Raw genomic sequence first — 21093 nt, 5'->3', positions numbered from 1 at the left:
CCGGGGACTTCAGTCGGCGCCGTTGGCGATCCGCTCGTGGTGGTGGATGACCTCGGCGATGATGAAGCCGAGGAACTTCTCGGCGAAGACGGGGTCGAGGCCGGCCTCGTCGGCCAGCACGCGCAGCCGGGCGATCTGCCGCTCCTCCCGGGCCGGGTCGGCCGGCGGCAGGTGCCGCTCGGCCTTGAGGACGCCGACCTGCTGGGTGCACTTGAAGCGCTCGGCGAGCAGGTGGATGAGCGCCGCGTCGATGTTGTCGATGCTGCCGCGCAGGCGCACGAGCTCGGCGGGTGTCGCGTCGTCGGCGGACGGGGACGGCTGCTGGCTCACCCGGTCAGCGTAGGTCGGTCACCGCTCCACGAAGCCCTCGGTCCCGTCCTTCGGGACGGTCTCCTGCACGACGACGGACACGACGTGGCCGGGTCGCCGTGTCGTGGAGGGCTCCTCGCGCAGCAGCTGCTCGAGCCGGTCGACGGCCTCGCGGGGGCCCTGGGCGACGACCTCGACGCGGCCGTCGGCGGTGTTGCGGGCGTGCCCCACGAGGCCGAGCTCGAGCGCCCGGGCCCGGGTCCACCACCGGAAGCCGACGCCCTGCACCTGCCCCCGCACGAACATCGTCACGCGCACCGTTCCGGCCATGGCGCCACGGTACGTCCCGGGTCGGTCCGGGCCGAAGGGGCAGGGAGCCGGGTCGCCCGCGTGGCGTCGCACCGGCGTCACCATCGGTCCCTATGCTCACAGCAGGCACGAGCGGTGACTCCACTCACCGCAGCCCCACGAGGAGGCGACGTGGCGACGTCGACGATGAACGAGGCGAGCGGCCGGGCCGCGGTCCGGGACGAGCCGGCGCGGACGCCGGCCGGTGCGGCCGGCGCGCCCGGCGCGGCCCGGGGGTCCTCGCGCTCCGGCCGCATCGAGGGCCTGGACGGCCTGCGCGCCCTCGCGATCGCCGGCGTCCTCGCGTACCACCTCGACCCGGCGTGGCTGCCCGGGGGCTTCCTCGGCGTCGACGTCTTCTTCGTCGTCTCCGGTTTCCTCATCACGACCCTGCTCGTGCGCGAGCACCGACGCACGGGGCGCATCGCCTTCGGCGCCTTCTGGCTGCGACGCGCCCGGCGGCTCCTGCCGGCCCTCGTGCTGTGCGTGGTGACCAGCGTGCTCATCGCACGACTCGTCAGCCAGGACCTGCTCGTCCACGTCGGCCGCCAGATCGTCGGCGCGCTGACGTTCTCGACGAACTGGGTCGAGATCACGGCCGGGTCCAGCTACTTCGACCAGACCGCCCCCCAGCTGTTCATGAACTTCTGGTCGCTGGCGGTCGAGGAGCAGTTCTACCTCGTGTGGCCCGTCCTGACCCTCGGCCTGCTCGCCCTCGGGTCCCCGCGCGTGCGCGTCGGGGCGGCCGCGGCGCTGGGCGGCACGTCGGCCCTGCTCATGGCGGCCCTCTTCACCCCCGACGGCGACCCGACCCGCGTCTACTACGGCACCGACACGCACCTCGTCGGCCTCATGGCCGGCGCCGGGCTGGCGTTCGCGTGGTCGACCCCGACGCTGGCCCTGCGCGTGGCACCCTCGCGGTGGGGCCGGCACGGCGCGTGGGCGGTCCCCGTCGCCGGGGCCGTGCTCGTCGGCGCGATGGTCCTCCTCGGCGAGCAGTCGCCGTTGACCTTCCGTGGCGGCATCGTGCTGGCCTCCCTCGCGACGGCGGTCCTCGTCATGGGGGTCCTCGACCGGCCTCCCACCGGGCCCGACCCGTTCCAGCGCCTCGTCCGCCACCGGGCCGCGACCTGGGTGGGTGCCCGGTCGTACTCGATCTACCTGTGGCACTGGCCGGTGGTGCTCCTCGTCGGCCTCGACAACCCGTCGGCCCCGGGCACGACGTGGCACGGGCTGACCCGGCTGTGGTGCGTCGTCGTCACCCTGGCGCTGGCCGACCTCACCTTCCGCTTCGTCGAGACGCCGTTCCGGACCCTCGGGTTCCTCGGCGTCGGCCGCCGGATCGGTGGTCTGCTCACCGGGCTGACGGCCCGCGGCCGACGCGTCGTCGCCGGTGTCGCCACGGTCCTGCTCATCGGCACGGCCGTCGTCGTCGCCACCGCGCCCGACATGACCGAGACCGCACGGATGCTCGCCGCCAACGAGGCGGCCGCCGACGAGGCCGCCCCGACGGCACACGCACCTGCCACCGGTCCGGCCGGCACCGGCGACGGGTCCAAGGCGTCCGGGGTGCCCGGGACCGCCTCGCCGCAGGCGTCCGCCTCCACGGGGGTGCCGTCGGGCGGGCCCTCCGGCGCGGCCTCGGCGCACAACGCCGCGTTCACGATGCCGAGCGGGCCCGAGATCGACGCCTACGGCGACTCCATCATGGTCGGCAGCCTGCAGGCGCTGCGCTACTACTTCCCCGGCATCCGCATCGACGCCAAGTCCAACCGGCGCTGGTCCGACGGGCTCGCCGAGGTGAGGGCGCGCGGCGACGCCAACCGCCGGGCGGTCGTGCTCGCCTTCGGGACGAACGCCGGCGTCGACGCCGACCGGGTCGAGGACGTGCTCTCCGTGCTCGGCCCGAACCGGATGGTCGTCCTCGTCAACGTCATGGGGCCGTTCGCACGCATCGACGGTGACAACGCGGCCCTCGCGCTCGTCGCGAGCCGCCACCCCAACGTCGTCGTCGCCGACTGGGCCGACGCGGTCCGGGCCCACCCGGACCAGGTGCAGTCCGACCGGGTGCACCCGACCCTCACGGGCGCGCACCTGTTCTCCAAGACGGTGCGGCAGGCGCTCGCCCAGCTGTCGGAGCGCAGCACCGGCCGTCCCGTCGTGCTCAAGGAGCTGCCGATCCCCTGAGGGCGCGCGCGGTCAGGACGCGACGACCTCGTCGCCGACGTGCAGGACGGCGTCGGCGGCGACGGGCAGCACCGGGGTCAACCGGATACCGAACCACGTCGCACCCTCCCACCGGCGGTGCCTGGCGAGGGTGCGGATCGGCTCCTTGGAGGTGACCAGCTCCGCGCGGTCGATCGTCGTCATGACGCAGCGGTCGCACACCATCGTCGCCCGGAACGGGACGTCGCCGATCGTCACGTGGCGCCACGCGTCCTCGGCGAACGGCTCGTCGCCGTCCACCACGACGTTGGGGCGGAACCGGTCGTGACCGAGTGGCTCGCCCGGCTGCTCGCCGCGCTCGAGGGCGGTCTCGACGAGCCAGTCGTTGAGCCGCGCCAGGGACGCGTCGGTGGTGACGTGGACGGGGGCGGCGTCGGACAGCGAGTTCCGGTCGCCGGCCCGGCCGCCGAGGTCGGGCCGCACCGGACGCACCGTGTCGTCGTCCTGCCACACGAGCCGCAGCGGCCGCCCGACGCGCTCGCTGAGCCACGCGTCGGAGGCCTCCCCCGCCGGACGCGCCAGGGTCTGACCGGAGAAGGCCACCGGGACCGGGGCGGCGTCCACGGGCGCCGGGACGTCGAGGACGCCGCCGGACGCGTCCGTGAGCCGGACGGCCCCGCCGGGCAGCGGCTCGGCGCGCAGCGCGAGGAGCGCGTGCTCCTCGCGTGCCGTGACCTTGGCACCGTCGGGGTCGACGACACCCCACCGGCGGTCGCCGCCGATCCCCCGCTCGTCGAGGCGCGCCTGCACGGGCGAGACGCCGGCCAGCGACTTGACCGGGTGGACGTGGAGGGAGACGACCCGCATCTCGCCTCGCCCCCTCACTCGGCGAGCCAGGCGGCGTACGCGTCGAACGTGTACGGCCGGCCGAGGAAGTCCTCGACGAGGTCCGCGGCGTCGCGCCGGCCACCCGGCGCGAGGACCTTGTCGCGGTAGGCACCGGCGACCTCGGGGTCGAAGAGGTCCTCGCGGTCGAAGGCCGAGAACATGTCCTTGGCGATGACGAGGGACCACATGTACGTGTAGTACCCGGAGCTGTACCCGTCCAGGTGGCCGAAGGCGCAGTGCATGTGGGTGCCCTCGAGGTACGGGAACACCGAGTACCGCCCCATGAGCTCACGCAGCCGGGCGGTGAGGTCGTCGGTCTGGCGGACGTGGAGGTCGTAGGACAGGGCGGCGTAGAACATCTGGGTCCGGGCCTGGTAGCCCTTGCCGAAGTCGTCGGCCCGGCGCATCGCCTCGACGAGGTCGGCGGGGATAGTCTCGCCGTCGGCGTTGCGGGCGAAGGTCGCGAGCACCTTTGCGTCCCAAGCCCATTCCTCGAGCATCTGACTAGGGGCCTCGACGAAGTCCCACTCGGTGGCGACGCCGGAGAACCGCACCCAGCGTTGCCGGCCGGCCACGACGTGGTGCACGAGGTGGCCGAACTCGTGGAACAGCGTGACGACCTCGTCGTGCTCCATCAGCCCCCGGTTGAAGTTGCAGACGAGGACACCCTCGGCCAGCTGCGTGTCGCAGACCCCACGGACGAGGTCGAACTGGGCGGCGTGCTTGTACTTGCCCTCGCGCGGGTGCAGGTCCAGGTGGATGCGGCCGATGCGCTCCCCTCCGGAGGACACGTCGTACGTCGCGACGTCGGCGTGCCACGTCGCGGCCTCGCCGGCGGGCACCGGCGTCCACTCGAGGCCGAAGAGACGCCCGGTGACGTCGAGCAGGCCCTGGCGCACCCGCTCGAAGGGGAAGTACGTGCGCACCCGCTGGGCGTCGACCGCGAGCTGCTCCTTGCGGACCAGCTCGGCGTAGTAGAACGTGTCGGCGCCGTCGATGTCGGTGGCCGCCGGCACGTCCTCGCGCATCCGCTCGAGGAGCACGCCCTTGTCGCGCGCGGCGCTCTCGGTGGACAGCTCGGTGATGCGGTCGACGAACTCTCCGATGGCAGAGCCCTTCCCGATCATTTTGACCTCGGCGTCGTAGTCGGCCCACGTGTCGTAGCCGAGCAGGGACGCGTGCTCGCGGCGGACGGCGAAGAGGTCCTGCAGGACGCGGTCGTTGGCCGGCCAGCCGATGGTGAGGAACTCCGTCGTGATGGCGCGCCGCGCCTCGGCGTCGCGGGCGAACGTGCGGAACGGCACGACGTCGGGATAGTCGGTCGTCACCGTGACGAGCCCGTCGTCATCGGCGGGGTGGGCCTCGACCCAGTCCTGCGGCATGCCCTCGAGCCGGTCCGGGGTCACCCGGATGCTGCGGACGTCCTCGCGGATGTTCTTGCTGAACTCCTGGCTGAGCAGGATCGCCTTCTCGCTCAGGGCGCGCAGCCGGTCACGGGTCGCCTCGTCGCGGTCGACCCCGGAACGGCGGAAGTCCCGCAGGGTGCGCTCGAGGACGCGGGCGGCGTCTGCGTCGAGGCCCGAGGCGTCGAGCCGCGCGAACACCGCGTACAGGTCGGTGTCGAGGCCGAGGTCGGTGTCGAGCTTCTGGACCTCCTGGGCCACCGACTCGGCGCGCTCGCGCACCCCCGCGTCGGGGTGCACCTCGGCGAACAGGGAGCCGACCGCCGCGGCGTTGGACAGCGCCACCTGCGCCTCGTTCCAGACCCGGAGCACCTCGAGGGCATCCGACGGGGGGTCGGCCTTGAGCCCGTCGACGAGGTCGCGCACGAGGGCCAGCTGCTGCTCACCGCGGGTGGCCACCCAGTCGAGCCAGTCGCCGCGGCCGGGCATCGGCAGGGGCGTCGGGGTGCTGTGCTGCTGCGCCACGGGCGCCGGGGTCGGTGTCGTCACGTAAGGCACCCTATGCCGGTCCTCCGACGCGGCGGCGACTGCTGTGCCGGCGTCGTGTCCGGTTCTGCGGTCGGTGATGCGGTCGGTGATGCGGTCGGTGCTGCGGTGGGTGCCGCGTCCGGGGGGTCAGGGACGGTCGGACGGGTGCAGCGAGCGGCGGATGATCCCGGCCAGGTCGTCCTCGGTGACCGGCCGCGGGCTCGTCGCGAGCAGCCGCTGCTGCTTCATCGCCCCCTCGGCGAGGGCCTCGACGTCACCCTCGCCGTAGCCCACCCCGGCCAGGCCGTCGGGCAGGTCGATGTCGCGCATGAGGCGGCGCAGGACGCCGGGCAGCACGTCGGCGGGGTCACCGACGCCGACGTCGACGCCGGGCTCGAGCAGCCTGGCGGCCTCGAGGTGGCGGCTCGGGTCGGCCGGGAAGGTCCACCGGAACGCCTCGGGCGCCGTCAGCGCGACCGCGGTGCCGTGCGGCACGAGCGGCTCGCCCCTCGGGTAGCCCTCCGGGTGGTGGTCGCGAACCCGCCCGGCCACCGGGTAGGCGTTGGCGTGCGGCACGTGCACCCCGGCGTTGCCGAAGCCGAGGCCCGCGAAGGTCGCCGCGAGGGCCATCTCGCCGCGCGCCACCTCGTCGCCGCCGTCGTGCACGGCGGTGCGGAAGGCGCCGGCGAGCAGCGTCATCGCTCGCTGGGCCCAGAGGTCCGAGATCGGGTTGGCGCCGCAGTAGGGCACGCGCTCCCCCGGCGTCCTGTGCTCGAAGGACGTGTACGGCCGCGCCGTCCAGCTCTCGAGGGCGTGGCAGAGGATGTCCATGCCGGCGCTCGCCGTGACACCGGCCGGCTGGGTCACGGTCAGTCGGGGGTCCACCACCGCGAGCACGGGCCGCAGCCGGATGTGGCTGATGCCGGTCTTCACCCGCAGGGACAGGACGTCGAGGACGCAGATCGTCGTGCTCTCGGCCCCGGTGCCGGTCGTCGTGGGCACAGCCACGAGGGGCGCGAGCGGCCGCGACGGCGCCCGGCCCGCACCGACGGGCAGGTTGACGTAGTCCATGAGGTCCCCGCCGTCGGTGAGCAGCAGGTCGACCGCCTTGGCGGTGTCGATCGCCGAGCCGCCACCGACCGCGACGAACGCGTCGAAGGGACCCTCGACCCGGGCGCGCTCGGCGGCGGCGACGAGGCTGGCGTCGGTCGGCTCGACATGGGCCGAGTCGTGGACGACGGCCTCCGCACCCGCGGCCCGGATGCCGTCGGCGACCCGGTCGGGAGCGCCCGTGGCGAGGACGCCGGGGTCGGTGACGACGAGGACCCGGCGGGCGCCGAGGGCGACGACGTCGTGCCCGACCTCGTCCGCCGACCCGGGGCCGAACTTCAGCGTCGGGGCGCCGTAGGTGAAGACGGTCTCCGGGGTCGTCGGCGTCCACGTCATGTCGTCCACCCTAGGCTGGCGGACATGGCTGCCGACCGCACGATCCTCGTCGTCGGGGCAGGGCAGGCGGGCATCTCGCTCGTCACGGCGCTGCGCGAGCTCGGGGACGACTCCCCCGTCGTCCTCGTCGGTGAGGAGCCCGAGCCACCGTACGAGCGCCCACCCCTGTCGAAGACCTACCTGCGCGGCGAGCACGACCGGGCCTCGCTGGTCTTCCGTCCCGTCTCGTGGTTCGCGGAGCACGGCGTGGAGCTGCTGACCGGCGAGCGGGTCGTGGACCTCTCCCGGAACGGGGACGAGCGGGACGGCACCGCCCGCACCGACACAGGTCGCGAGATCGTCTGGGACCGCCTGGCGCTGACGACCGGGGCCGTCAACCGGACCCTCCCGGTCGAGGGCGCCGACCTCGACCGCGTCCTGGCGCTGCGCAGCCTCGCCGATGCCGACGCGCTCGTTCCCGCGGTCCGGGCCGCCCGGTCGGTGGTCGTCGTCGGCGGCGGCTTCATCGGGCTGGAGGTGGCGGCGAGCGCCCGGGCCCTCGGCGCGGACGTCACGGTCGTCGAGGTCGCCGACCGCCTGCTGTCGCGCGCGGTGACCCCCGAGCTGTCGGCCTTCTACCTCGAGGGCCACCGACGCCGCGGCACCCGGGTCCTCCTCGGGGCACGGGCGACGCGGATCCACGGCACCGCCGGTCGCGCCGAGGCGGTCGTGCTGGCCGACGGCACCGAGCTCGAGGCGGACCTCGTCGTCGTCGGCACGGGCGTCGAGCCACGGACCGACCTCGCCCGCCGGCTCGGCCTGGAGGTCGAGCCGCGCGGCATCGTCGTCGACCGGTTCGCCCGCGCGTCCGACGGTCGCACCGTCGCCGCCGGTGACTGCACCGTCGGCCCGAACCCCTTCTCCCGCGGGCGCGCCGGCCCGACCCGGCTGGAGAGCGTGCCGCACGCGACCGACCAGGCCCGGGCCGCCGCCGCGACGCTGGCCGGCCGGCCCGAGCCCTATGACAGCGTGCCGTGGTTCTGGAGCGACCAGGCCGACCTGCGCCTCCAGATCGCGGGCCTGCCGCACGGTGCCGACACGACGGTCCTGCGCGGCGACCCTGCAGCAGAGTCGTTCTCGCTGCTCAGCTACCACGGCGGCCTGCTCGTGGCCGTCGAGGCCGTCAACGCCAGCGGCGACTACCTGGCCGTGAAGCGCGCGCTCGAGAAGGGTATGACGATCCCGGTCGAGGCGGCGGTCGATGCCACCGTGCCGCTGAAGCGCGCCATCAGCCCCGTTCCCGACCCGACCAACCAGGAGGTGTCCTGACGCGACCGGCGGGCCCGGCTGCGCTAGCGTCGAACGGGTCGCCCAACGAAGGGACTGATCGCATGCGCTCACTCGCGGGTCTACCGACAGCGGACTCCATCATCAGTGCCAACCCCGTCGACTACGTCATCATCGCGCTGTACTTCGTCTTCGTCCTCGGCATCGGGCTCATGGCCCGGCGCGCCGTGTCCGACTCCATCGACTTCTTCCTGTCGGGCCGGTCCCTGCCGGCCTGGGTCACCGGCCTCGCCTTCATCTCGGCCAACCTCGGCGCCGTCGAGATCATGGGCATGTCCGCCAACGGCGCCGAGCTCGGCATCTCCACCGTCCACTACTTCTGGGTGGGCGCCATCCCGGCGATGCTGTTCCTCGGCGTCGTCATGATGCCCTTCTACTACGGCTCCAAGGTCCGCTCGGTCCCGGAGTTCATGTACCGGCGCTTCGGCACCGGCGCCCACCTCGTCAACGCACTGAGCTTCGCCCTCGCCCAGCTGCTCATCGCCGGCGTCAACCTCTACCTGCTCGGCTCGATCGTCCACGCCCTCCTGGGCTGGCCGCTCTGGGTCGCGCTCCTCGTGGCGGCGGCGATCGTCCTGTCGTACATCACGCTCGGTGGCCTGTCGGCGGCGATCTACAACGAGGTGCTGCAGTTCTTCGTCATCGTCGCCGCCCTCCTGCCGCTGACCCTCATCGGCCTGCACCGCGCCGGCGGCTGGCAGGGGCTGCAGGACAAGATCACCCAGCTCGCGACGTCGGCCCCCGCCAAGGCGGGTGTCCCGCCCGCCGACCAGCAGCTGCACTCGTGGCCCGGCGAGGCGCTGTCCGGCTTCAGCTCGCCGTTCTGGTCCGTCGTCGGCATCGTCTTCGGCCTGGGCTTCGTGCTGTCCTTCGGCTACTGGACGACGAACTTCGTCGAGGTCCAGCGCGCCATGGCGTCCAACTCCATCTCGGCCGCCCGCAAGACGCCGATCATCGGCGCGTTCCCGAAGATGTTCGTGCCGTTCATCGTCATCCTGCCCGGCATGATCGCGGCCGTCCTCGTCCCGGAGATCGGGCAGCTGAAGAACGGTGGCTCGCCGCCCGGCGGCGCGTCGGGCGAGGGCGTCAAGTACAACGACTCGCTGCTGCTGCTCATGCGCGACGTCCTGCCGAACGGCCTGCTCGGCATCGCCATCGCCGGCCTGCTCGCGGCCTTCATGGCCGGCATGGCTGCCAACATCTCCGCTTTCAACACCGTCTTCAGCTACGACCTGTGGCAGCGGTACATCCGCAAGGACCACAGCGACGACTACTACCTGCGCATCGGACGCCTGGCCACCGTCGCAGCGACGCTCATCGCGATCGGCACCGCCGTCGTCGCAAGCTCCTTCAGCAACGTCATGGACTACCTCCAGACCCTGTTCGGGTTCTTCAACGCACCCCTGTTCGCGACGTTCATCCTCGGCATGTTCTGGAAGCGCATGACGCCGACGGCCGGCTGGGCCGGCCTGGTCAGCGGCACGCTGTCGGCGGTGGTCGTCGCGTTCCTGTCCAAGGACGCGTTCGGCTCGGTGAGCCTCGGCGTCCTGCCGCTCGAGGGGCAGGGCGCGGCGTTCGTCGCGGCGTCCACGGCGTTCGTCGTCGACATCGCCGTCAGCGTCGTCGTCAGCCTGGGCACCGTGCCCAAGCCGGCCCGCGAGCTGCGCGGGCTCGTCTACTCCGAGACGCCGCGCGAGGACCTCGTCGACCCGCACGAGTCGCGGTTGCCGTGGTACCAGCGCACGATCCCGCTCGCGGTCATCGCGCTGGTGCTCGTCGTCATCCTCAACGTGGCCTTCTGAGAGGAGTCCTGCCATGACCGACAGCAGCAGGCGGCCCGCCGATCACGCCCCCGGCGAGCACGAGGAGCCGCTGGCCCCGGAGCCCGACGACGCCCGTGTCGAGCGGCACACCGCCGGCGCCTTCGACATCCGCAACTTCATCGGCGGCCTCATCGGCATCTACGGGGTCATCCTCGTGGCCATGGGCCTGTTCGGCGACCGGGCCCTCGACAAGACCGGTGGCGTCAACGCCAACCTCTGGGCGGGCCTGGTCATGGTCGTCGTCGCAGCGGTCTTCATGACCTGGGCGCGGCTGCGACCGATCGTCGTGCCCGACCACGTCGCGCCGCCGCATGACGACCCGACGCGGCCGGCGCCGAGGCGTCGCCCGGGCGGTCACTGACCGTCGACCCGGGCCGGCGTCGAGCTGCCTCAGGCGCTCGCGCGGGCCTCAGGCGCTCGCGCGGCGCCGCGGTCGGGGCTGGCACACCGGGCAGGAGAAGGACGAGCGGTTCATGAACTGCTCGCGGCGGATCAGGGCACCGCACCGGTCGCACGGCGTGCCCTCGCGGCCGTAGGCGTGCAGCGAGCGGTCGAAGTAGCCGCTCGCCCCGTTGACGTTGACGTAGAGCGCGTCGAAGCTCGTGCCGCCCTGGCCCAGGGCCTCGGCCATGACCTCGCGGGCGTGGTCGAGGATGCGCGACAGCGTCGGCTTGGTCAGCGCGGAGCACAGCCGCTCGCCGTGCACCCGTGCACGCCACAGCGCCTCGTCGGCGTAGATGTTGCCGATGCCCGAGACGAGGGTCTGGTCGAGGAGCGCGCGCTTGACGGCGCTGTCGCGCTGCTTCATCCGCCGCACGACGGCGGCCTGGTCGTAGACCGGCTCGAACGGGTCGGGGGCGATGTGCGCGACGACCTCGGGGATGCCCCCGCGACCGAGCGGCGACAGCTGCAGGCCCCCGAAGGTGCGCTGGTCGACGAACCGCAGCTGCGGTCCGCCGTCGGCGAAGTCGAACCGTGCGTGGCAGTGCTTCTCCAGCGGCGCCTCGGCGGGCTCGACGAGCATCTGGCCGCTCATCCCGAGGTGGACGATGAGGGCGTCCTCGCCGTCGAGGGCGAGCCAGAGGTACTTGCCGCGGCGTGAGGCGGCCGTGACGGTGACGTCGTGCAGCCGCGCCGCGAGGTCCTCGGGCCCGGCGTCGTGACGCCGCGCGACCCGCACGCCGGTGATCCGGGCGCGGGTGACGTGGCGGCCGACGACGTGGTCCTCGAGGCCGCGGCGGACGACCTCGACCTCGGGCAGTTCGGGCACGTCTGAGGGCGGGTCGGGGTCAGCCGAGCGCGCGCGTGGGGCCGGACGGTCCGGACACGTCGCCGGACAGGCCGGACACACCCGGGGCCGCAGACTGGTCGGCGGCCGCCTCGGTGCTGCGGGCGTCGAGCGTGTGCCAGGCCTGCTTGGCGGCCTTCTGCTCGGCCTCCTTCTTCGAGCGGCCACGACCCTCGCCGAGGACCTCGTCGCCGACGAAGACCTGCGCGTGGAACTCCTTCTCGTGGTCCGGGCCCTGCTCGCCGACGCGGTACTCGGGAGTCCCGAGCGCGGCGCCGGCGGCCATCTCCTGCAGGCTCGTCTTCCAGTCGAGGCCGGCGCCAAGGGTCGCGGCCTCCTCGATGAGGGCGTCGAAGTGGTGGTGGACGAAGACGGCCGCCCGCTCGATGCCGACGCTGAGGAAGACGGTGCCGATGAGCGCCTCGAGGGTGTCGGCGAGGATCGAGGCCTTGTCGCGGCCGCCCGTCGCCTCCTCACCCTTGCCGAGCATGACGTAGCCGCCGAGGTCGAAGGTGCGCGCGACCTCGGCGAGGGCTCGCATGTTGACGACCGCCGCGCGCAGCTTGGCCAGCTGGCCCTCCGCGAGGTCGGGGTGCTCCCGGTAGAGCGTCTCGGTGACGACGAGGCCCAGGACGGAGTCGCCGAGGAACTCGAGGCGCTCGTTGTTCGGCAGCCCGCCGTTCTCGTACGCGTAGGACCGGTGCGTCAGGGCACGCAGGAGCAGCGGCTCGTCGACTCCCTGGCCGACCACCTCGTCGAGGTGGGCGAGCAGGGCGTCGACGGGCCGCTGCGGCTCCTGCGTCACCGCCGCCGGAACACCCCCGGCATCGAGGTCGCTCACGGGGCCGCTCACGGGCAGGTCAGGCCTGGTGCTCGGTGCGCTCGGCCGCGGCGTAGTGACGGCCCTTGTAGGTGCCGCACGACGGGCACGCGATGTGGGGCTGCGTGGCAGCACCGCACTGGGGGCACGTGGTCAGCGTGGTCGGCGTAGCCTTCCAGTTCGCGCGACGCGAACGGGTGTTGGAGCGCGACATCTTCCGCTTCGGGACAGCCACGTCAGTTCCTCTTCTCTTGCGGGTCGTCCCCCAGCAGTCCGCCGAGAGCCGACCACCTCGGGTCGATCACTTCATGGTGGTGGTCCGGGTCGTCCGCGAGCCTGGCTCCGCACTCGGAGCACAGGCCCGGGCAGTCCTCCCGGCACACCGGCTTGAACGGCAGCGTCGGTACGACCGCGTCCCGGAGCACGGGCTCCAGGTCGACGAGGTCGCCGACGAGCTCGTGCACCTCGTCCTCGTCCGAGTCGGCTCCCACCTCGTGGTGGTGCGCCGCCCGGTCGGCGTAGGCGAACAGCTCCTGGAAGGTCCCGTCGACGTCGAGCTCGACGGGGTCCAGGCACCGCACGCAGGCGCCGGTCGCCGTGCCGCCGACCGAACCAGTGACGAGGACGCCCTCGACGACCGACTCCAGCCGCACCTCGAGCTCGACCGGCGTGCCGGCCTTGATCGCGATGACGTCGGTGCCGAGGTCGTCGGGGAACGTCACCGTGCGCGTGAGCTCATGCATCGTCCCCGGTCGCCTGTTCAGGTCCCTGGTGTCGAGCACCAGCGGTGAACGGGGATCGGGGCGGCTCATATCTCCTGCGCACGGTCGTAGGTTCGGTCCGCGCCAGGACGGACGTGGACCGACGTCCAAGGCTACCGGAGGCTCCTCCGGCGCCCAAATCAGGCCAGACGGCCGCGCAGCGCCTCGAGGACGGCGTCCGGGACGAGGCCGGTGACGTCGCCGCCGTAGCGCACGACCTCCTTGACCAGCGAGCTGCTCACGTGCTGGAGGGTGGGGTCGGAGGCCAGGAAGAGCGTCTCGACGCCGGTGAGGTGGTGGTTCATGTGCGCCATCGGCAGCTCGTAGGCGAAGTCGGTCCCGCCGCGCAGCCCCTTGACCATGGCGTCGGCCCCGACCTCGCGGCAGACGTCGACGACGAGTGTGGCCGCCCAGTCACCGATGCGCACGTTCGGCAGGTGACCGACCGACGCCTCGAGCAGCCGGGTGCGCTCCGGGACCGAGAAGGTGCCCTCCTTGGAGGGGTTGTGCAGGATCGCGACGACGACCTCGTCGAAGAGGCGGCTCGCGCGGGTGACGACGTCCACGTGCCCGTTCGTCACGGGGTCGTAGGAACCGGGGCACACACAGCGACGCGTCACGGTGCTCACGCGGCAAACCTACCGGCCGGCGTCGTGACGGGGCGGGACGGGCGCCGGACGGGTGCCGGCTCAGGCCGCGCCGCCGGTGGGGGGCTCGGCGAACCAGACGGTCGTCTCCCCGTAGCGCTTCTCGCCCGACAGCTCGAGGCCGTCGGGCCACGTCGGCTGCGGCGACCGGCTCGAACGTTCGACGACGACGAACGCGTCATCGGCGAGCCAGCCGTGGTCGACGAGGGCTCGCAGGACGGCCGCGAGGGCGGGCTCGGCGACGTCGTAGGGCGGGTCGAGCAGGACGAGGTCCATCCGGACCCCGGCGGGCGGTCCGGCGGCGAGGGCCTTCTCCACGGTCGTCGGCAGCAGCCGGACCCCGGGCGCCCCGACGACCCCGATGTTGGCCCGGATGACCTTGCCGGCCGCGGCGCTGGACTCGACGAGCAGGACGACCGACGCTCCCCGGCTGGCGGCCTCGAGGCCGAGGGCACCGGAACCGGCATAGAGGTCGAGGACGCGCCTGCCCTCGAGGAGGCCACGGTGCTCGAGCCGGCTGAAGAGGGCCTCGCGGACGCGGTCGGACGTCGGACGCGTGCCCGAGCCCGCAGGTGTGCGCAGCCGCCGACCGCCGGCCGTGCCGCTGATGACGCGCGTCATGTCAGCCCCTCTCGAGCCAGGCGGCCTGCTCGTCGTCGAGTCGCAGCGCCACGGCGGCCGCGAGGGCCGGGTGCTCGCGCAGCTGCGGGTCGGCGTCGACGAGGGCGAACGCGTCCTCGCGCGCGTCGGCGATGATCTGCTCGTCCTCGACCCGGCCGAGTCGCAGGTGGCGCACCGAGCTGCCGCGCCCGCTCTGGCGCGAACCGAGCACGTCGCCCTCGCGTCGCAGCTGGAGGTCGACCCGGGCCAGCTCGAAACCGTCGCTGGTGGCCGCCACCTGCTCGAGCCGCTCGAGGGCGCGCTCGCCGGGGTCGTTCGTCATGAGGAGGCACAGCCCCGGGACGGCACCGCGGCCGACCCGCCCCCGCAGCTGGTGCAGCTGCGAGATGCCGAAGCGGTCGGCGTCGACGACGACCATGACCGACGCGTTGGGCACGTCGACGCCGACCTCGATGACGGTCGTCGCCACGAGGACGTCGACCTGGCCGTCGGTGAAGGCGCGCATCGTCGCGTCCTTGGTGTCCGCGTCGAGGCGGCCGTGGAGCAGGCCGAGCCGCACCCCCGCGAGCGCCGGGGTGGAGGCGAGCTCGTCGAGCATCTCGTGGACCCCGGTGAGCTCGCGGCGGGGGGTGTCCGCGTCCTCCCCGTCGCCCTCCCACTCGGTGTCCCAGTCGGACGCGTCCTCGGAGTCCGCGCCGGCGTCATCCCGCGACGGGGCGTCGTCTCCTCCGATGCGGGGGCACACGACGTAGGCCTGGTGGCCCCGGGCGACCTCCTCGGCGACCCGCTGCCACGTCCGCTCGACCCAGCCGGGCCGCTGGGCGTCGACGACGTGCGTGGCGATGGGCGACCGCCCCCGCGGCAGCTCGCGAAGGGTCGAGGTCTCCATGTCGCCGAAGACCGTCATCGCGACGGTGCGCGGGATCGGTGTGGCGGTCATGACGAGCACGTGCGGTGGCCGGATGCCCTTCTCGCGGAGGGCGTCCCGCTGCTCGACGCCGAAGCGGTGCTGCTCGTCGACGACGACGAGGGCGAGGTCGGCGAACTGGACGTGCTTCTGGATGAGGGCGTGGGTGCCGACGACGATGCCGGCCTCCCCCGATGCCGCGTCGAGGAGGGCCTTGCGACGGGTGGCGGCGTTCTGGCTGCCGGTGAGCAGGGCGACCGTCGTGCCGTGCTCCGCACCGCCGAGCCGGCCGCCCTCGGCGAGGTCGCCGAGCATGGCCGTGATCGAGCGGTGGTGCTGGGCCGCGAGCACCTCGGTGGGGGCCAGCAGCGCGGCCTGGCCGCCGGCGTCGATGGCCGCGAGCATCGCGCGCAGGGCCACGACGGTCTTGCCGGAGCCGACCTCGCCCTGCAGCAGCCGGTGCATCGGCCGGTCGGAGGCCAGCTCGCGCGTGAGCACCTCGCCGACGTCGCGCTGGCCCTGGGTCAGCTCGAAGGGCAGCCGCTCGTCGAAGGCGGCGAGCAGTCCGCCGGGGCGCGGCGGCCGCGGGGTGGCCAGCTCGGCCTCGGCCGCCTTGCGGCGCTGGGCGAGGATGGTCTGGAGCACGAACGCCTCGTCGTACTTGAGGCGGTCGAGCCCGCGCGAGGGCCGGTCCTCCAATGCCGGCCGGTGGACCAGCTCGAGCGCCTCCCGGCGCGACAGGAGCCCGCGGCGGTCGCGCACCTCGTCGGGCACCGGCTCGCGGACGCGGTCGACGGAGTCGAGCGCGGTGTGGACCAGCTTGCGCAGGCGCAGGGAGTTGAGCTTCCCCGTCGTGGAGTAGACCGGTACCCGGTGCGTGCGGTACCACTCCACCGCCGCCTCGCCCTGGTCCTCGTCGTCGAAGAGCTCGTACTCCGGATGCGTCAGCTGCAGGCGGCGGCCGTAGGCCCCGATCGTGCCGACGAAGAAGCCGCGGACCCCGGGCAGCAGCTTCTTCTCGTGCCCGTAGGCGCTGAAGAAGGTGACGTCGAGCTCGTTGCCGAGGTCGTCGCCGATGACGACGGTGAGCATCTTGCCCCGACGGTTGCGCATGGCCCGGGTCGAGGCCGACCTGACCTCGGCGACGACGAGGACGTCCTCCCCGACGTGCACCGACGAGAGGTCGGTGAGCTGGCCGGGACGCACGTAGCGCCGAGGCACGAACTCGAAGAGGTCGCCGACGCTGTGCAGGCCCTTGGTCCGCGCCAGCTGAGCGGCGTCCGGCTTCTGGAGCAGCTTCGTGAGCGGGGAGTCCTCGGTCAGTGCGGCCACGGCGTCACTCCACCCCGAGCAGGACGCTGTAGACGGGCTGGCCGCCGTCGATGAGGCTGACCTCGATGCCGTGGTGGGCGGCCCGGGCCTCGGCCGTGACGGCCTCGAGCAGGCCCTCGGGCGCGTCGACCCCGGCGACGACCGTGACGAGCTCGCCGCCGCTCGCGAGGAGGCGGTGCACGACCTCCCGCGCCACGCGCAGCTGGTCGGACCCGACGATGACGACGTCGCCGTCGACGACACCGAGCACGTCGCCCGGACGGCACGGTCCCCCGCTGGTCAGCGCGGCCCGGTTGGCGAGGGTGACCGCGCCGTGCCGGGTGGCCGAGGCTGCCGCCTGCATCGCCAGGACGTTCTCGGAGGCGGCCGCGTCGGGCTCGAAGACCGCGACCGCGGCGATGCCCTGGACGGCGGTGCGCACGTGGACGAGGTGGGCCTCGATGCCGTCGTCGGCGGCGGCCCGGACGGCAGCCGCGGCGGCGAGCAGCGTGTCCCCGTCGTTGGGCAGCACGACGACACCGCCGGCGCCGCGCGCGTGCTGGGAGCGGATGGCGTCGATGAGGCCCCCGGTCGAGGCACGGCGGCCCGGCCCGGAGCGCACGACCACGGCTCCGGCCCTCTCGAAGAGCGACTCCAGCCCGGAGCCCGCCGCGCACGCGACGATCCCGGACGCCGACCCGTGCGGCCCGGCGTGTGCCGGCGCGGATCCGCGCGCGCTCACGGTCTCGCCGGGGGCGGCCCCGCTGTGATGGGGGTGCGCATCGGCCAGGGACGTGATGCGCACCCGGTGCGGCCGGCCCGCCTCGATGCCGGCCTCGACGGCGGCCCCCGCGTCGTCGACGTGCGCATGGACGTTCCACTCGTCGTCACCGCCGACGACGATGACGGAGTCGCCGAGCTCGAGGAGGCGGGAACGCAGGGCGTCGACGGCCGCGTCGTCGGTGTCGCGCAACAGGTACATGACCTCGTACTGCGGGGAGCCCTCGGCGCCGTGCTGGTCGTCGGCAGCGCCGGACAGCACCGGGTGCGCGCGGCCGGGTCGCAGTCGCGAGCGCCGCTCGGACGCGTCCAGCTCCGGCCGGCCGCGCTGCCCCGCACAGACCCGCTCGAGCGCCTCGAGCAGGACGACGAGCCCGGCCCCGCCGGCGTCGACGACCCCGGCCCGCGCCAGCACCTCGAGCTGGTCGGGGGTGGCCGCGAGAGCCACGCGCGCGGCCCCGAGCGCGCCGGTCGCCACGACGTGGACCGGCACCGGATCCTCGCCGCAGCCCGCGTCGACGGCGCGTGCGGCGGCGTCCGCGGCGTCGGCCATCGCGCTGGCCACCGTGAGGATCGTGCCCTCCTTCGGGTCGGTCACCGCCTGGCGGGCCCGCTCCTCGGCGCGGCGCAGACCGGCGGCGAGCACGACACCGTCGATGCGCTCGGCCGACGCACAGCCCTCGGCGAGTCCCCGGGCCAGCTGGCTGAGGATGACGCCGGAGTTGCCGCGTGCGGTCCAGAGCAGGTGGCGCGCGAACGTGTCGAGCAGCGCCGCGGCCGTGTCGGCCTGGCCTCCGGACAGCGTGCGCTCGACGGCACCGTCGAAGGTGAGGTAGAGGTTGGTGCCGGTGTCGCCGTCGGGCACCGGGAAGACGTTGAGCGCGTCGATCTCGGCGCGTCGGGCAGCGTAGAGGGACCGGGTCAGCACGGCCCAACGGCGCACCGCGACGAGGTCGAGGAGCGTCAACGGCCCGTCGGGCTGCGGCTCGGCGCCGGACAAACGGTCCTCCTGCTCGTCCTCGTGCTGGTGCTCGTCGTGGTCCATCTCGTGGTGGTCGTCGGTGTGCTCGTGGGTGCTCGTCCGGCGGGCCCGTCCACCGTCCCACCGTGCTCGGCAGGCTAGCGGTTCACCCCGACCGTCGCATGCACCGCGCCCCCGCCTCCGGCTACCTTGGCCGTGTGTCGAGTGCCTCCGCCGCCGTCCACCGCAAGTCCTGGGACGGCGCCCCCGACGGCTTCTACGCGGTCGAGGCGGCCGGGCTGCGGTGGCTCGCGGAGGCCGAGCCCGCCGGCGGGGTCAGGGTCGTCGAGGTCCGCTCGGTCGGACCGCACCACATCGACCTCGCCCGACTGCACCCCGCCGCGCCGTCGGCGGCGGCGGCCGAGGCCCTGGGCCGGGGCCTGGCGACGACGCACGCCGCGGGAGCCCCGGCCTTCGGGGCGCCGCCAGCGGGCTGGACGGGCGACGCGTGGATCGGCCGGCAGGTGCAGTCCAACGACCCCACGCCGACCTGGGGCCTGTTCTACGCCGAGCAGCGGGTGCGGCCGTTCGTCCGCAGCGCGGTGCGGGCCGGCCACCTCGACGAGGGCGGCGCGCGCGTCGTCGAGCGACTGTGCGACCGGATCGCCGCGGGCGAGCTCGACGACGACCGGCCGCCGGCCCGCATCCACGGCGACCTCTGGTCGGGCAACGTCGTGTTCACGGTCGAGGGTCCCGTCGTCATCGACCCTGCGGCGCACGGGGGCCACGGGCTCACCGACCTCGCCATGCTGGCCCTCTTCGGCTGCCCGGGCCTGGACCGCGTCACCGCCGCGTATGCCGAGGCGGCCGGACTCGAGCGCGGCTGGCGCAACCGCATCGAGCTGCACCAGCTGCACCCGCTCGCCACCCACGCGTCCTCGCACGGACGGGCCTACGCCGCGCAGCTCGTCGAGACAGCGCGTGCCCTGTCGTGAGCGGGCGGCGGCCGCTGCCGGCGCCGTTTTGTCGTCCGCCCACGTCGTCGGCTACTCTTGACCGGTTCCCCCGTCCATCGACCGGGGTGACGCGCGCTCTCGCGCGTCCACCGCGGACGGGCCGGAGTCAGCACTTCCTCATCATCGAGCTTTCAGGAGATACCCGTGGCTGCCAACTGCGACGTCTGCGGCAAGGGGCCGGGCTTCGGTCACAACATCTCGCACTCGCACCGCCGCACGAAGCGCCGCTGGAACCCCAACATCCAGCGCGTTCGGACGCTGGTGAACGGTGTGACGCCGAAGCGCCTCAACGTGTGCACGTCCTGCCTCAAGGCGGGCAAGGTCGCGCGCTGAGCGCACGACACCCCAAACGCTGAAGGCCGGTACCCCCTCGGGTGCCGGCCTTTCGTGTACCCGACGCGTCCGCAACCCGACCCGATGCGTCCGCCACCCGACCCCGACGCGTCCACAACCCGCCCCGATGCGTCCGCCACCCGACCCGATGCGTCCGCTACCCGACGCCGCAACACACCGAGCAGCTGCCAACCGGTGCGGGGTACACCTGCCGTGGTTGGCAGCTGCTCGGTGTGTTGCCGTTCGGAGGGGGCCGCGGTCGGGCCCCTGACGCTGGGGCGCCGGGAGGTCGCGACGCGGCGGAGGGACGCGGAGGGGACGCGCGTACCCCGGACGCGTCAGGTCGGCTCGCCGCGGAAGTGGTCCCAGCCGGTGTGCGACACGGCGCGGCCGGCGACGAGGATGCCCGGCCGCTCCCCCGGCGCCGGGGTGCGGATGCCGCCGAGCCGGTGCCAGCCGTCCGGCACCCCACCGGGCGGGAACGCGGCGAGCAGCGCGTGCTCCTCGCCGCCGGCGAGGACGCAGTCGAGCGCGTCCTCCCGACCTAGGACCGCCTCGAGGAGACCGACGTGCGGCTCGAGCAACGCCGGGTCGAGATCGACGACGACGCCGCTCGCGCGGGCGACTCGGCCGCCGTCACGCAGCAGCCCGTCGGACAGGTCGAGCATCGCGGTGGCACCGGCACGCGCGGCGGCCGGACCGGCGTCGAGCGGCGGCTGCGGACGCCGCTGCCGCTCCACGGCATCCGGCAGCCGGTCGCCGGCTCCCCGACCCAGCAGGAGGAACCCGGCGCCGGCCAGGCCGAGGGAGCCGCACACGGCCAGCTCGTCGCCCGGGCGCGCGCCGGAGCGCAGCACCGGGTCGCCGTCGAGGGCGCCGAGCGCCGTCACCGACACCATGACGACCCCGGCGGGGGCCGAGGAGAGGTCTCCGCCGAGCACGTCGACGCCGGCCGCGCGGCACGCGTCGGCGATCCCCCGCGCGTGGTCGAGGACCCACTCGACGCCGACGTCGGGGTCGACGACGAGCGTCACGAGCACACCGGTGGACCGGCCCCCCATCGCCGCGACGTCGGCGAGGTTCTGGGCCACGACCTTGTGCCCCACATCGGCCCCGGACGACCACGCGTCGAGCCAGTCGCGGCCCAGGACCATGGTGTCGGTCGTGGCGATCGTCCGCGGCGCGGTGCGCAGCACGGCGGCGTCGTCGCCCGGCGCGACGTCGAGGTCGGGGCCTGCCGGGAACAGCGGCAGGATGCGCTCGAGGAGCGTGTCCTCGTCGAGCGTGCGCAATGGGGTGCCACCGGTCAGCATCGGGCCGCGAGCCGCGCGGTCGGCGGCCGGTGGCACGGAGGCGACGGTCGGCCGCCCGGGCTGCGCGCTCGCGTGCAGGTCGCTCACCCGACCCCTCC

At 73.8% G+C, this 21093-nt stretch carries 20 protein-coding genes; 6 read left to right on the top strand and 14 right to left on the bottom strand.

Annotation, left to right across the window (positions count from 1 at the left end):
• Positions 1-9: 9 nt before the first annotated feature.
• Both AC1VM9_RS14625 and AC1VM9_RS14620 read right to left on the bottom strand, forming a co-directional pair.
• A complete protein-coding gene (locus AC1VM9_RS14625; protein ID WP_481339172.1) occupies positions 10-330 on the bottom strand; it encodes a chorismate mutase in 321 nt (106 codons plus the stop codon).
• Positions 331-348: 18 nt separating this feature from the next.
• Positions 349-639, bottom strand: coding sequence for an acylphosphatase (locus AC1VM9_RS14620; protein WP_483123137.1), 291 nt, complete (start codon positions 637-639; stop codon positions 349-351).
• Positions 640-789: 150 nt separating this feature from the next.
• Between AC1VM9_RS14620 and AC1VM9_RS14615 the strand changes: the two genes are divergently transcribed.
• Positions 790-2844: an acyltransferase family protein gene (locus AC1VM9_RS14615; RefSeq protein WP_483123136.1), complete on the top strand. Its 2055-nt coding sequence runs from the start codon at positions 790-792 to the stop codon at positions 2842-2844.
• A 12-nt stretch (positions 2845-2856) separates the two neighbouring features.
• Here AC1VM9_RS14615 and AC1VM9_RS14610 read toward each other — a convergent pair whose 3' ends face one another.
• The 3 genes from AC1VM9_RS14610 to AC1VM9_RS14600 all read right to left on the bottom strand — a co-directional run bounded on the left by AC1VM9_RS14610 (position 2857) and on the right by AC1VM9_RS14600 (position 7088).
• Positions 2857-3690, bottom strand: a complete 834-nt coding sequence (locus AC1VM9_RS14610; RefSeq protein ID WP_483123135.1) for an MOSC domain-containing protein — start codon at positions 3688-3690, stop codon at positions 2857-2859.
• A gap of 14 nt (positions 3691-3704) precedes the next feature.
• Entirely contained in the window at positions 3705-5663 is a 1959-nt protein-coding gene (locus AC1VM9_RS14605) for a M3 family metallopeptidase (RefSeq protein ID WP_481339164.1), read from the bottom strand.
• A gap of 126 nt (positions 5664-5789) precedes the next feature.
• A complete protein-coding gene (locus AC1VM9_RS14600) occupies positions 5790-7088 on the bottom strand; it encodes a hydroxyacid-oxoacid transhydrogenase (RefSeq protein ID WP_483123133.1) in 1299 nt (432 codons plus the stop codon).
• A gap of 24 nt (positions 7089-7112) precedes the next feature.
• Between AC1VM9_RS14600 and AC1VM9_RS14595 the strand changes: the two genes are divergently transcribed.
• The 3 genes from AC1VM9_RS14595 to AC1VM9_RS14585 all read left to right on the top strand — a co-directional run bounded on the left by AC1VM9_RS14595 (position 7113) and on the right by AC1VM9_RS14585 (position 10598).
• Positions 7113-8396: an NAD(P)/FAD-dependent oxidoreductase gene (locus AC1VM9_RS14595; RefSeq protein ID WP_483123131.1), complete on the top strand. Its 1284-nt coding sequence runs from the start codon at positions 7113-7115 to the stop codon at positions 8394-8396.
• A gap of 62 nt (positions 8397-8458) precedes the next feature.
• Positions 8459-10216 (top strand): sodium:solute symporter family protein, encoded by a 1758-nt coding sequence (locus tag AC1VM9_RS14590; protein WP_483123130.1) that lies wholly within the window; start codon positions 8459-8461, stop codon positions 10214-10216.
• Between the two features lie 13 nt (positions 10217-10229).
• Complete coding sequence (locus AC1VM9_RS14585; protein ID WP_483123128.1) at positions 10230-10598, top strand: hypothetical protein; 369 nt, start codon at positions 10230-10232, stop codon at positions 10596-10598.
• Between the two features lie 48 nt (positions 10599-10646).
• On the opposite strand, the gene mutM is transcribed toward AC1VM9_RS14585, so the two are convergent.
• The 8 genes from mutM to AC1VM9_RS14545 all read right to left on the bottom strand — a co-directional run bounded on the left by mutM (position 10647) and on the right by AC1VM9_RS14545 (position 18417).
• Entirely contained in the window at positions 10647-11507 is an 861-nt protein-coding gene (gene mutM / locus AC1VM9_RS14580; protein WP_481339155.1) for a bifunctional DNA-formamidopyrimidine glycosylase/DNA-(apurinic or apyrimidinic site) lyase, read from the bottom strand.
• Positions 11508-11526: 19 nt separating this feature from the next.
• Positions 11527-12366: a ribonuclease III gene (gene rnc, locus AC1VM9_RS14575; protein ID WP_483123127.1), complete on the bottom strand. Its 840-nt coding sequence runs from the start codon at positions 12364-12366 to the stop codon at positions 11527-11529.
• Between the two features lie 19 nt (positions 12367-12385).
• Complete coding sequence (gene rpmF / locus AC1VM9_RS14570; RefSeq protein ID WP_020142793.1) at positions 12386-12580, bottom strand: 50S ribosomal protein L32; 195 nt, start codon at positions 12578-12580, stop codon at positions 12386-12388.
• Position 12581: 1 nt separating this feature from the next.
• A complete protein-coding gene (locus AC1VM9_RS14565) occupies positions 12582-13157 on the bottom strand; it encodes a YceD family protein (RefSeq protein ID WP_483123126.1) in 576 nt (191 codons plus the stop codon).
• Positions 13158-13246: 89 nt separating this feature from the next.
• A complete protein-coding gene (gene coaD, locus AC1VM9_RS14560) occupies positions 13247-13735 on the bottom strand; it encodes a pantetheine-phosphate adenylyltransferase (protein ID WP_483123125.1) in 489 nt (162 codons plus the stop codon).
• A 60-nt stretch (positions 13736-13795) separates the two neighbouring features.
• On the bottom strand, positions 13796-14374 hold the full coding sequence (gene rsmD / locus AC1VM9_RS14555; RefSeq protein ID WP_481339146.1) for a 16S rRNA (guanine(966)-N(2))-methyltransferase RsmD: 579 nt from the start codon (positions 14372-14374) through the stop codon (positions 13796-13798).
• Position 14375: 1 nt separating this feature from the next.
• Positions 14376-16613, bottom strand: a complete 2238-nt coding sequence (locus AC1VM9_RS14550; protein ID WP_483123124.1) for an ATP-dependent DNA helicase RecG — start codon at positions 16611-16613, stop codon at positions 14376-14378.
• A gap of 4 nt (positions 16614-16617) precedes the next feature.
• Positions 16618-18417: a DAK2 domain-containing protein gene (locus AC1VM9_RS14545; RefSeq protein ID WP_481339140.1), complete on the bottom strand. Its 1800-nt coding sequence runs from the start codon at positions 18415-18417 to the stop codon at positions 16618-16620.
• 98 nt (positions 18418-18515) lie between these two features.
• Here AC1VM9_RS14545 and AC1VM9_RS14540 point away from each other — a divergent pair, with 98 nt between their 5' ends.
• Positions 18516-19328, top strand: a complete 813-nt coding sequence (locus AC1VM9_RS14540; RefSeq protein ID WP_483123122.1) for a fructosamine kinase family protein — start codon at positions 18516-18518, stop codon at positions 19326-19328.
• Between the two features lie 165 nt (positions 19329-19493).
• Entirely contained in the window at positions 19494-19682 is a 189-nt protein-coding gene (rpmB, locus tag AC1VM9_RS14535) for a 50S ribosomal protein L28 (protein ID WP_076259851.1), read from the top strand.
• 338 nt (positions 19683-20020) lie between these two features.
• Here rpmB and thiL read toward each other — a convergent pair whose 3' ends face one another.
• Positions 20021-20995 (bottom strand): thiamine-phosphate kinase, encoded by a 975-nt coding sequence (thiL, locus tag AC1VM9_RS14530; RefSeq protein WP_483124026.1) that lies wholly within the window; start codon positions 20993-20995, stop codon positions 20021-20023.
• Between the last annotated feature and the right edge of the window lie 98 nt (positions 20996-21093).

It is taken from the genome of Monashia sp. HAY1-11D, from assembly GCF_056868035.1.
This window is presented reverse-complemented; position numbering and strand designations above follow the sequence as displayed.

Excerpts from the sequence above, each read along its gene's own strand:
- AC1VM9_RS14620 (WP_483123137.1), bottom strand. The coding sequence starts at position 639 with ATGGCCGGAACGGTGCGCGTGACGATGTTCGTGCGGGGGCAGGTGCAG.
- AC1VM9_RS14610 (WP_483123135.1), bottom strand. The coding sequence starts at position 3,690 with ATGCGGGTCGTCTCCCTCCACGTCCACCCGGTCAAGTCGCTGGCCGGC.
- AC1VM9_RS14600 (WP_483123133.1), bottom strand. The coding sequence starts at position 7,088 with ATGACGTGGACGCCGACGACCCCGGAGACCGTCTTCACCTACGGCGCC.
- AC1VM9_RS14595 (WP_483123131.1), top strand. The coding sequence starts at position 7,113 with ATGGCTGCCGACCGCACGATCCTCGTCGTCGGGGCAGGGCAGGCGGGC.
- AC1VM9_RS14590 (WP_483123130.1), top strand. The coding sequence starts at position 8,459 with ATGCGCTCACTCGCGGGTCTACCGACAGCGGACTCCATCATCAGTGCC.
- AC1VM9_RS14585 (WP_483123128.1), top strand. The coding sequence starts at position 10,230 with ATGACCGACAGCAGCAGGCGGCCCGCCGATCACGCCCCCGGCGAGCAC.
- AC1VM9_RS14565 (WP_483123126.1), bottom strand. The coding sequence starts at position 13,157 with ATGAGCCGCCCCGATCCCCGTTCACCGCTGGTGCTCGACACCAGGGAC.
- rsmD (WP_481339146.1), bottom strand. The coding sequence starts at position 14,374 with ATGACGCGCGTCATCAGCGGCACGGCCGGCGGTCGGCGGCTGCGCACA.
- AC1VM9_RS14545 (WP_481339140.1), bottom strand. The coding sequence starts at position 18,417 with ATGGACCACGACGAGCACCAGCACGAGGACGAGCAGGAGGACCGTTTG.
- AC1VM9_RS14540 (WP_483123122.1), top strand. The coding sequence starts at position 18,516 with ATGCACCGCGCCCCCGCCTCCGGCTACCTTGGCCGTGTGTCGAGTGCC.
- thiL (WP_483124026.1), bottom strand. The coding sequence starts at position 20,995 with ATGCTGACCGGTGGCACCCCATTGCGCACGCTCGACGAGGACACGCTC.